General features: G+C 69.7%; 9 protein-coding genes. 6 read left to right on the top strand and 3 right to left on the bottom strand.

Annotated features, from left to right (window positions below; translation table 11 throughout):
• Positions 1 to 54: 54 nt before the first annotated feature.
• From ACFU8Q_RS34710 to ACFU8Q_RS34700, 3 genes are all read right to left on the bottom strand, one after another.
• Positions 55 to 1,131, bottom strand: a complete 1,077-nt coding sequence (locus ACFU8Q_RS34710; RefSeq protein ID WP_384462083.1) for a S1C family serine protease — start codon at positions 1,129 to 1,131, stop codon at positions 55 to 57.
• Positions 1,132 to 1,317: 186 nt separating this feature from the next.
• Complete coding sequence (locus ACFU8Q_RS34705; protein ID WP_384462089.1) at positions 1,318 to 2,052, bottom strand: class I SAM-dependent methyltransferase; 735 nt, start codon at positions 2,050 to 2,052, stop codon at positions 1,318 to 1,320.
• Positions 2,053 to 2,177: 125 nt separating this feature from the next.
• On the bottom strand, positions 2,178 to 2,777 hold the full coding sequence (locus ACFU8Q_RS34700; RefSeq protein ID WP_384462080.1) for a DUF3043 domain-containing protein: 600 nt from the start codon (positions 2,775 to 2,777) through the stop codon (positions 2,178 to 2,180).
• 296 nt (positions 2,778 to 3,073) lie between these two features.
• Here ACFU8Q_RS34700 and ACFU8Q_RS34695 point away from each other — a divergent pair, with 296 nt between their 5' ends.
• The 6 genes from ACFU8Q_RS34695 to ACFU8Q_RS34670 form a co-directional block, all read left to right on the top strand.
• Positions 3,074 to 3,856: a PspA/IM30 family protein gene (locus ACFU8Q_RS34695; protein WP_384462077.1), complete on the top strand. Its 783-nt coding sequence runs from the start codon at positions 3,074 to 3,076 to the stop codon at positions 3,854 to 3,856.
• Between the two features lie 9 nt (positions 3,857 to 3,865).
• Complete coding sequence (locus tag ACFU8Q_RS34690; protein WP_384462074.1) at positions 3,866 to 4,144, top strand: hypothetical protein; 279 nt, start codon at positions 3,866 to 3,868, stop codon at positions 4,142 to 4,144.
• A gap of 223 nt (positions 4,145 to 4,367) precedes the next feature.
• Entirely contained in the window at positions 4,368 to 5,627 is a 1,260-nt protein-coding gene (locus tag ACFU8Q_RS34685) for a sensor histidine kinase (protein WP_384462071.1), read from the top strand.
• Complete coding sequence (locus tag ACFU8Q_RS34680) at positions 5,624 to 6,319, top strand: response regulator (protein ID WP_384462069.1); 696 nt, start codon at positions 5,624 to 5,626, stop codon at positions 6,317 to 6,319. The genes ACFU8Q_RS34685 and ACFU8Q_RS34680 overlap by 4 nt, the downstream gene beginning before the upstream one ends.
• 163 nt (positions 6,320 to 6,482) lie before the next feature.
• Entirely contained in the window at positions 6,483 to 9,728 is a 3,246-nt protein-coding gene (locus ACFU8Q_RS34675) for an efflux RND transporter permease subunit (protein ID WP_384462066.1), read from the top strand.
• The coding region (locus ACFU8Q_RS34670) for a TOMM precursor leader peptide-binding protein (protein WP_384462086.1) at positions 9,616 to 9,884 on the top strand (269 nt) is incomplete at its 3' end. The genes ACFU8Q_RS34675 and ACFU8Q_RS34670, both read left to right, overlap by 113 nt.

Here is a 9,884-nt window from a genome sequence, read left to right as displayed (position 1 = left end):
GGCCCCGGCCCGTACGCCGATGTCTCTGCCCGGTGGATCAGAGCGGGACAGACACTAGATCTCACCCAGGGTGACCTTCGCCGTCTTCTCCGCCCCGTTGCGCAGATACGTCACGGTGACCTTCTGGCCGGGCTTGTCCGAGGCCAGCGCCACCGACAGGGACGTGATCGTCGTGACCGGCAGATCGCCGATCCCGATGATGATGTCGCCGGCCCGCAGTCCCGCCTTCTCCGCGGCGCCGCCCTTCGTCACGCTGACCAGCGCCACCCCGGCCGGCTCGAAGTTCTGATCGACGACCGTGCGCCCGGTGATGTTCAGCGCCGCCCGGCCCGAGTCCGTGACCTTGCCGCTCTTGATGATCTGATCGGCGATCGTCTTCACCATCGAGACGGGGATCGCGAACCCGATGCCGGGCGCCGCGGTGTCACCCATCTGCGTGTCGATCGCCGCCAGCGTCGGGATACCGATCACCTCGCTGTCCAGGTTGACCAGCGCACCGCCGCTGTTGCCCGGGTTGATCGCCGCCGAGGTCTGCACCATGTTCGCGATCGTCGCGCCCGTGCCGCCACCCGCCCGGCTCTCGCTGACGGTCCGGCCGAGTGCCGAGACGATGCCCTGGGTGACGCTGGAGGACAGTCCGAGCGGCGAGCCCATCGCCAGCACGATCTGTCCCACCTCGACCTTTTCCGAGTTGCCGAACTTCGCGGGCTTCAGCCCGTCCGGGGCGTTTTCGAGCTTGAGGACGGCCAGATCCTGTTCCGGATAGGAGGCGACCAGCGAGGCCTTCAGTACCTTCTCGCCGGTGGCGACGGTGACCTTGAACGTCGTGTCACTGCCGACCACATGGGCGTTCGTGACGATATGGCCCTTGGAGTCGTAGACGACGCCGGAGCCCAGACCGGTGGAGGTCTCGATCTGAACGACCGACGGCAGCACGTTCCTGATCACGGCCTGGTATTCGCTCTGTAGATCACTCGCGGCCGGGGCGGCGGAGGCCGACGCGGCGGGACCGGTCTTGGGCGAAGCGGGGGCCGCGCCCGAACAGCCGCTCACCAGGGCGACCGCACAGAAACCCGCGGTCAGAGGCAGCAGCAGTCGGCGTATGTGGCTGGGGGAGTGGAATGCATCCATGCCCGGATTGTTGCTTTTGTGGCTCTCGGTGGCCCGTTGGATTCGGCCGATCGGGTAAGCCGTCGGGCCGGCTCAGGCCGAGATCTCCGGCGTCCTGGGGTCCGGCGTTCGGATCAGGCCGGATCAGGGTGCTGGAGCACGCGAGCCCGGCATGATCATCCGACCTGATCCGAACGCGGCACCCGCCTAGCCCCGCACTCCGCACAGATGCAGCAGCGCGGCCACCCGGCGGTACGGATCCGTCCGCCCGGCCCGGTCCTCCGCGGCCAGCAGCCGTTCGAGTTCGGCGGCGGCCGGCAGTTCCACGTCGTTGCTCACGTTGTCCGTGAAGACGCGCACCCCGTACCAGGCGTGCAGGGGCGCCGCGATCCCGGCGAGCGTGGCCGTCAGGGCGTCCAGCCGGTCGGCCCGCACCGTGAGGCCCAGCCGATTGGTGTACGTGTCCGTGTCGAAGGCAGCCAGCGTCGCGTCCCAGTCCCCGGCCGCCCCGGGCCGCATCGCCAGCGCGTCGGCGTTCCGTACGAGCAGCGAGAGCAGCCCGCCCGGGGCCAGCATCCGGGCCAGACCGGCCACCATCGCGTCCGACTCCCGGACATACATCAGCACACCGTGGCAGAGCACGACGTCGAAGCTGCCGGGCAGGAAGTGCACCCCCGTGTCCAGACCATTGCCCTCGATCAGCCGGACCCGCTCGCGGATGCCCGCGGGCTCGCAGCCGAGCGACTCACGGGCCACCCGCAGCATCTCCGCATCGGACTCCAGACCCGTCACGGAGTGCCCGGCCCTGGCCAGGCGCAGCGCCTGGGTGCCCTGGCCCATGCCGACGTCGAGGATGCGCAGCCGCTGTCCGACCGGGAAGCGGGCGGCGATCTGCTCGTCGAGCTGGCGCGCGACCAGCTCCTGGCGGACCGTGTTGCGCAGCCCGCCGAGTCCCTTCAGCCACGCCGAAGAGGCCCCCGAGAATCCGGTGACGGGAGCGACGACAGGGGCAGTGCGGCCCTGCCGGTCGGCGGACGGACCGCCGACCGAGCCGGAGGCATCCGTACTCAGGGCCGCTCTCCGCGCTTGACCTGCGGCTTCGGCAGCCGGAGCCGACGCATCTGAAGCGTACGCATCAGGCCGTAGGCAACCGCGCCACGCTTCGGCGTATTGGGGAAGCGCGCGTTCAGCTGCTTCTTCAGGCGGAACGCGAGACCGATCGAGTCGATCACGATCAGCACGATCACGATCAGCCAGAGCAGCAGCGAGATGGTCTGGATGTTCTGTACCTGGATCACGCTGAGGATCAGAATGATCACGGCCAGCGGCAGGAAGAACTCCGCGATGCAGAAGCGCGAGTCCACGTAGTCGCGGACGAAGCGCCGCACGGGGCCCTTGTCGCGCGCCGGCAGATAGCGCTCGTCGCCACTGGCGAGCGCCTCACGCTGCTTGGCCATGTCCACACGGCGCGCTTCGCGTTGCCGCTTCGCGGCCTCCTTGCGATCTAGCGGCGCGCCACTGGAGGCGCGACGGCGCTGCGACTGGGCATCGCTGCGCTTGGGGGTGGGGCGACCCTTGGGGGCCTGCGGGTCGCGGGGCTGCTTGGAGAGGTCGGCCGTCACCTTGCCGGTGGACGCCTTCTCTTCCTTCGAACGGCTACGGAACACAAGGCCCAAGGGTACGGGTTCGTTTCCCGCAGCCCCAGGCCGGTCGGGAACGATCCGGCAACGGCCCGCGTCCTCGCAGGAGTCCCCGGGTGTTCCGCACGGTGGGCGCCGCAGGTCTCCCCGACCGCCACCTACTCCCTGGGCCGGAGCGGTGACCGGGTGCAGTCGTCCTTGGGGAGGAGCACATCTGTGCTCGAACAGTGCGGTAATAGAGGCAGGGCCCGTACTGTGGGTTCTGTTGGAGTGCTGGAGCTCAGTCCGTCAGAAGGGGGCGCGCGAAGCCCATGAGCGGTGTCATGAAGCGTATGGGGATGATCTTCCGCGCGAAGGCAAACAAGGCCCTAGACCGGGCCGAGGATCCGCGCGAGACCCTCGATTACTCGTACCAGAAGCAGCTGGAGTTGCTTCAGAAGGTGCGCCGCGGTGTCGCCGATGTGGCGACCTCGCGCAAGCGGCTGGAGCTGCAGCTGAATCAGCTGCAGGGTCAGTCGTCCAAGCTGGAGGACCAGGGCCGCAAGGCGCTCGCGCTCGGCCGCGAGGACCTGGCCCGCGAGGCGCTGTCCCGGCGCGCCGCACTGCAGCAACAGGTCACCGACCTGGAGACGCAGCACACCACGCTGCAGGGCGAGGAGGAGAAGCTGACTCTCGCGGCCCAGCGGCTCCAGGCCAAGGTCGACGCCTTCCGGACCAAGAAGGAGACCATCAAGGCCACCTACACCGCCGCCCAGGCGCAGACCCGGATCGGTGAGGCCTTCTCCGGGATCTCGGAGGAGATGGGCGATGTCGGCCTGGCGATCCAGCGGGCCGAGGACAAGACCCAGCAGCTGCAGGCCCGGGCCGGCGCGATCGACGAGCTGCTCGCCTCCGGCGCCCTGGACGACCCGACCGGTACGGCCAAGGACGACATCGCCGCCGAGCTCGACCGGATCTCCGGTGGTACGGATGTGGAGCTGGAGCTGCAGCGCATGAAGGCCGAGCTGGCCGGCGGCCCGACCCAGCAGCAGGCGATCGAGGGTGGCCCGCAGGACGCGGCGCAGCAGCAGTCGTCCCAGTCCCCGCACAAGTTCGACAAGAGTTAAGGCAGCGTCATGATCGTACGGATCATGGGGGAGGGCCAGGTCGCCCTGGCCGACAGCCATTTCGCCGAGCTCAACAAGCTCGACGACGAGCTGCTCGCCGAGATGGAGAGCGGCGACGGCCCCGGCTTCCGCTCCACTCTCCACGCGCTCCTCGCCAGGGTGCGCGAGCTCGGTGAACCCTTGCCGGACGACTCCCTGGAGCCGTCCGAGCTGATCCTGCCGTCGTCCGACGCGACCCTCGAAGAGGTGCGCGCCATGCTCCGGGACGACGGTCTGATCCCCGGCTGACGCCATCCCCGGTCGACACCGCCCGCACTCCAGCATCTGCACGCACCCGCGAGCACCCGCACGAGTCCGTGCCCCGTGCCCCGTGTCCGGTCCGCCGGTCACGGGGCACAGTCGTGTCCGCGGCGATTCAGCGCTTCTCCGTGTCGTAGGTGCGACCGGTACGACCGATTTCTCCGTACGACTCGGACCGATTGCCGCGCGACACGCCGTAACGTAGCTTGACGTGACCACCCTCGGAACCGGGGTTCTGCGCGTCCGGCACTGGCTGCGCGACCATCCCCTCGCGCTGGACTCCGCGCTCGCCCTGGCCGTCCTCGTGGCCATGATCATCGGTTCGTTCGTCCACCCGGGGGTGCCGAACGGGCCCTCCTTCGGCACCAGCGCGCCCGAGGTGGGCAGCGTGCTCCTGATGGTGCTCGGTGCCGTGGCGCTCATCTGGCGGCGGCGCAATCCCATGGCGGTGCTCGTGGCCACCGCCGGACTGACGGTCGTCGAACTGGTGGGATTCGACCCGCCCGCGCCGGTGGTGATGAGTACCGTCATCGCGCTGTACACGGTCGCCGCCCGCACCGACCGGTCCACCACCTGGCGGGTCGGGCTGCTGACCATGGCCGTGCTGACGGCCGCCGCGATGTTCTTCGGTTGGGCGCCCTGGTACAGCCAGGAGAACTTCGGCGTCTTCGCCTGGACCGGCATGGCCGGCGCGGCGGGGGACGCCGTCCGCTCCAGGCGTGCCTTCGTCGACGCGATCAGGGAGCGCGCCGAACGGGCCGAGCGCACCCGTGACGAGGAGGCCCGGCGCCGGGTCGCAGAGGAGCGGCTGCGGATCGCCCGCGATCTGCACGACGTCGTCGCCCACCACATCGCCCTGGTCAACGTCCAGGCCGGGGTTGCCGCCCACGTCATGGACAAGCGCCCCGACCAGGCCAAGGAGGCGCTGGCGCACGTCCGGGAGGCCAGCCGCTCCGCACTCAACGAACTGCGGGCCACCGTCGGGCTGTTGCGCCAGTCCGGCGACCCGGAGGCGCCGACCGAACCGGCCCCGGGGCTCGCCGTCCTCGACGAGCTGGTGGACACCGTCCGGCGGGCCGGGCTCCCGGTCGAGGTGGCCTGCACCGACCGGCGGCCCCCGTTGCCCGCGGCCGTCGACCTGGCCGCGTACCGGGTGATCCAGGAGGCGCTGACCAATGTGCGCAAGCACGCGGGCCCCGGTGCGAAGGCCGAGGTGAGCGTCGTACGGGTCGGGGCCACCGCCGAGATCACCGTCATCGACAACGGCTCGGGCGGGGGCGGCCACAACGGGGACGGCGGCGGCCACGGCATCCTCGGCATGCGTGAACGCGTCACCGCACTCGGCGGTTCCCTCACCGCGGGCCCCCGCTACGGAGGCGGATTCCGGGTCCATGCGATCCTGCCCGTCAAGGCCCGTACCGCAGAGCCCGAGGAGCCGGGCGCGGCGGGCCGGACGGGGGAGAACACATGACACCGCCCATCAAGGTGCTGCTCGTCGACGACCAGGCGCTGCTGCGCAGCGCGTTCCGGGTGCTGGTCGACTCGGAAGCCGACATGGAGGTGGTCGGCGAGGCGGCGGACGGCGCACAGGCCGTGGAGCTCGCCCGGTCGACCCGGGCCGACGTGGTGCTGATGGACATCCGGATGCCTGGTACGGACGGACTCGCCGCGACCCGCATGATCAGCGCCGATCCTGAACTGGCGGACGTACGGGTCGTCATGCTCACCACCTTCGAGGTGGACGAGTACGTGGTGCAGTCGCTGCGGGCCGGGGCGTCCGGCTTCCTCGGAAAAGGGGCGGAACCGGATGAACTCCTCAATGCCATCCGGATCGCCGCGGGCGGCGAGGCGCTGCTCTCGCCCGCCGCGACCAAGGGGCTGATCGCCACCTTCCTTGCGCAGGGCGGCAGTTCGGGCGGTGCCGGACCGGGCGCCGCCGAGTACTCCGCGCGGCTCGACGCGCTCACCGGCCGCGAGCGCGAGGTGCTGGTCCTGGTCGCGGGCGGCCACTCCAACGACGAGATCGCGGAACGGCTCGTCGTCAGCCCGCTCACCGTCAAGACGCATGTGAACAGGGCGATGGCGAAGCTCGGCGCACGGGACCGGGCCCAATTGGTGGTCATTGCGTACGAATCGGGCCTGGTGCGCCCCAGGGTGGAGTGACGGGTGGAGATTCGGCGTACTCCACCTGCGGTATGCGCGGCGTAAGAAAGCGACCTTGGGCCGACGCTCTCGGCCTCGCGGATGGGCGATCGTATATCTGGGCCGGGTCTGTCCCCAGCCACCCGCCCATCTGCCGCTTAAGCCACAGAAGAGAGACCCACCCATGTCCTGGCTGTCCAGATTCAGCCTCGCGCAAAGGGCCCTGATCGGACTGATCTCGATCGTCGCCCTCGTATTCGGAGCGATCGCGATCCCGCAGCTCAAGCAGCAGCTGCTGCCCACCATCGAACTCCCGATGGTGTCGGTGCTCGCCCCCTACCAGGGTGCGTCGCCCGATGTGGTGGAGAAGCAGGTCGTCGAGCCGCTCGAAAACTCCATCAAGGCCGTCGACGGGGTCACCGGCATCACCTCGACCGCCAGCGAGGGCAACGCCGTCATCATGGCGTCCTTCGACTTCGGCAGCGAGGGCACCAAGCAGCTCGTCGCCGACATCCAGCAGGCGGTGAACCGCGCCCGCGTCCAGCTTCCCGACAGCGTGGACCCGCAGGTCGTCGCCGGTTCGACGGACGACATGCCGACCGTCGTCCTCGCCGTCACCTCCGACAAGGACCAGCAGGCGCTCGCCGACCAGCTGGACCGCACCGTCGTCCCCGCGCTGGAGGACATCGACGGCGTCGGCCAGGTCTCCGTCGACGGCGTGCAGGACCTCCAGGTCTCCGTCACGCCCGACGACAAGAAGCTCGCGGCGGCCGGCCTGAACACCATGACGCTCTCCGAGGCGCTCAAGTCGGGGGGCGCGACCGTCCCCGCCGGTTCCTTCTCCGAGTCGGGCAAGAGCCGCACCGTCCAGGTCGGCGGCGCCTTCACCTCGCTGAAGCAGATCGAGGACCTGCGGGTCACCGCGAAGGACCCGGCGACGGGCAAGACCGGCAAGCCGGTCCGGATCGGTGACGTCGCCACGGTGAAGCAGGAGCCGTCCACCGCGGTCTCCATCACCCGTACCAACGGCAAGCCGAGCCTCGCCGTGATGGCCACGATGGACAAGGACGGCAGCGCCGTCGCCATCTCGGACGCCGTCAAGGACAAGCTCCCGGACCTGCGCAAGGACCTCGGCGCCGGCGCCGAGCTGACCGTCGTCTCCGACCAGGGCCCCGCCGTCTCCAAGGCGATCTCCGGTCTGACCACCGAGGGCGCGCTGGGTCTGCTCTTCGCGGTCATCGTGATCCTGGTCTTCCTCGCCTCGCTGCGATCGACCCTGGTCACCGCGGTCTCCATCCCGCTCTCCGTGGTCCTCGCGCTGATCGTGCTCTGGACCCGCGACCTGTCGCTCAACATGCTCACGCTCGGCGCGCTGACCATCGCGATCGGCCGGGTCGTCGACGACTCGATCGTCGTCCTGGAGAACATCAAGCGACACCTCGGCTACGGCGAGGAGCGCCACTCGGCGATCATCACCGCGGTGAAGGAAGTGGCCGGAGCGGTCACCTCCTCGACGCTCACCACGGTCGCCGTCTTCCTGCCGATCGGTCTCGTCGGCGGCATGGTCGGCGAGCTCTTCGGCTCGTTCTCGCTGACCGTCACCGCGGCCCTGCTGGCCTCCCTGCTGGTCTCGCTGACCGTCGTCCCCGTCCTGTCGTACTGGTTCCTGCGCGCCCCGAAGGGCAGCACGGAGAACCCGGACGAGGCCCGTCGCAAGGCCGAGGAGAAGGAAGCCCGCAGTCGACTCCAGCGGCTGTACGTCCCGGTGCTGCGCTTCGCGACCCGGCGCAGGATCACCAGCATCGTCATCGCCGGCGTGGTGCTGCTCGGCACCTTCGGCATGGCCCCGCTGCTGAAGACCAACTTCTTCGACCAGGGCGAGCAGGAAGTCCTCTCCGTCAAGCAGGAGTTGACCCCCGGCACCAGCCTGGCGGCCGCCGACGAGGCGGCCAAGAAGGTCGAGAAGGTCCTCGTCGGCGACAAGGGCGTCAAGGACTACCAGGTCACCGTCGGCTCCTCCGGCTTCATGGCGGCCTTCGGCGGCGGTACGGGCTCCAACCAGGCCTCGTACCAGATCACCCTGAAGGACGCGGGCGACTCCGAAGCCGTGCAGAAGCGCCTCGAAGCGGAGTTCGGCAAGCTCGACGGCATCGGTGACACCACCATCTCCGCGGGCGGCAGCTTCGGCAGCCAGGACCTCAGCGTCGTGGTCAAGGCCGCCGACGCGGACGTCCTGAAGAAGGCGTCCGAAGAGGTACGGGCCGAGGTGGCCAAGCTGAAGGACGTCACCGACGTCCAGAGCGACCTGGCGCAGAGCATCCCGCGGATCTCGGTCAAGGCCAACGCCAAGGCCGCGGACGCCGGCTTCGACCAGGCCACGCTCGGCGCGGCCGTCGCCGGAGCGGTGCGCGGCACCCCGTCCGGCAAGGCGATCATGGACGACACCGAGCGTGACGTCGTCATCAAGTCCGCTCACCCGGCGACCACGATGGCCGAGCTGAAGGACCTCTCGCTCGGCCCGGTCAAGCTCGGTCGGATCGCCGACGTCGAGCTGGTCCCCGGACCGGTCTCGATGACCCGGATCGACGGCCAGCGCGCCGCGACCATCACCGCCAGGCCCACCGGTGACAACACCGGTGCGGTCAGCGCCGCGCTCCAGACGAAGATCAACGCCCTGAAGCTCCCGGACGGCGCCACCGCCACCATCGGCGGTGTCTCCGAGGACCAGAACGACGCGTTCCTGAAGCTCGGCCTGGCCATGCTGGCCGCGATCGCGATCGTCTTCATGCTGCTGGTGGCGACCTTCCGGTCGCTGATCCAGCCGCTGATCCTGCTGGTCTCCATCCCGTTCGCGGCAACCGGCGCGATCGGTCTGCTCCTGGTCACCGGCACCCCGATGGGCGTACCGGCGATGATCGGCATGCTGATGCTGATCGGCATCGTGGTCACCAACGCGATCGTGCTGATCGACCTGATCAACCAGTACCGGACGCAGGGCATGGGCGTCGTCGAAGCGGTCATCGAGGGCGGCCGTCACCGGCTCCGCCCGATCCTGATGACCGCCCTGGCGACGATCTTCGCCCTGCTCCCGATGGCGCTCGGCGTCACCGGCGAGGGCGGCTTCATCTCGCAGCCGCTCGCCGTCGTGGTGATCGGCGGCCTGGTCACCTCGACCCTGCTGACCCTGCTGCTCGTGCCGACGCTCTACGCGATGGTGGAGCTCCGCAAGGAACGCCGCGCGAAGAAGAAGGCCATCAAGCGGGCGAAGAAGGCGGGCGCCCCGGCGCCGACCCCGTCGGCGGACGAGTCCTCCAGCGATTCGGAGCCTGCGGGCGAGTCTTCCGGCGGGTCGGAGCCTGTGGGCGAGTCTTCCGGCGGGTCGGAGCCTGCGGGCGAGTCCTCCGGCGAGCCGGAGCCTGCAAAGGCCTGATCCGGTGGTGCACCTCGTCGACCTGCAGACCCTGGGCGTACGCCGCTACCCCCTGCTGCCCGACCCCGAGTGCCCGGCCTGCGGCCGTACCGAGCCCGACACCGCGCAGGCCGCCACACTCACCCCGAGTACGTCATCACCAACGAGGAAACTCTC

It is taken from the genome of Streptomyces sp. NPDC057543, from assembly GCF_042801895.1.
GTDB lineage: Bacteria > Actinomycetota > Actinomycetes > Streptomycetales > Streptomycetaceae > Streptomyces.
Note: the sequence above shows the minus strand (reverse complement) of the source record. Positions and strands in the feature narration are given on the sequence as shown.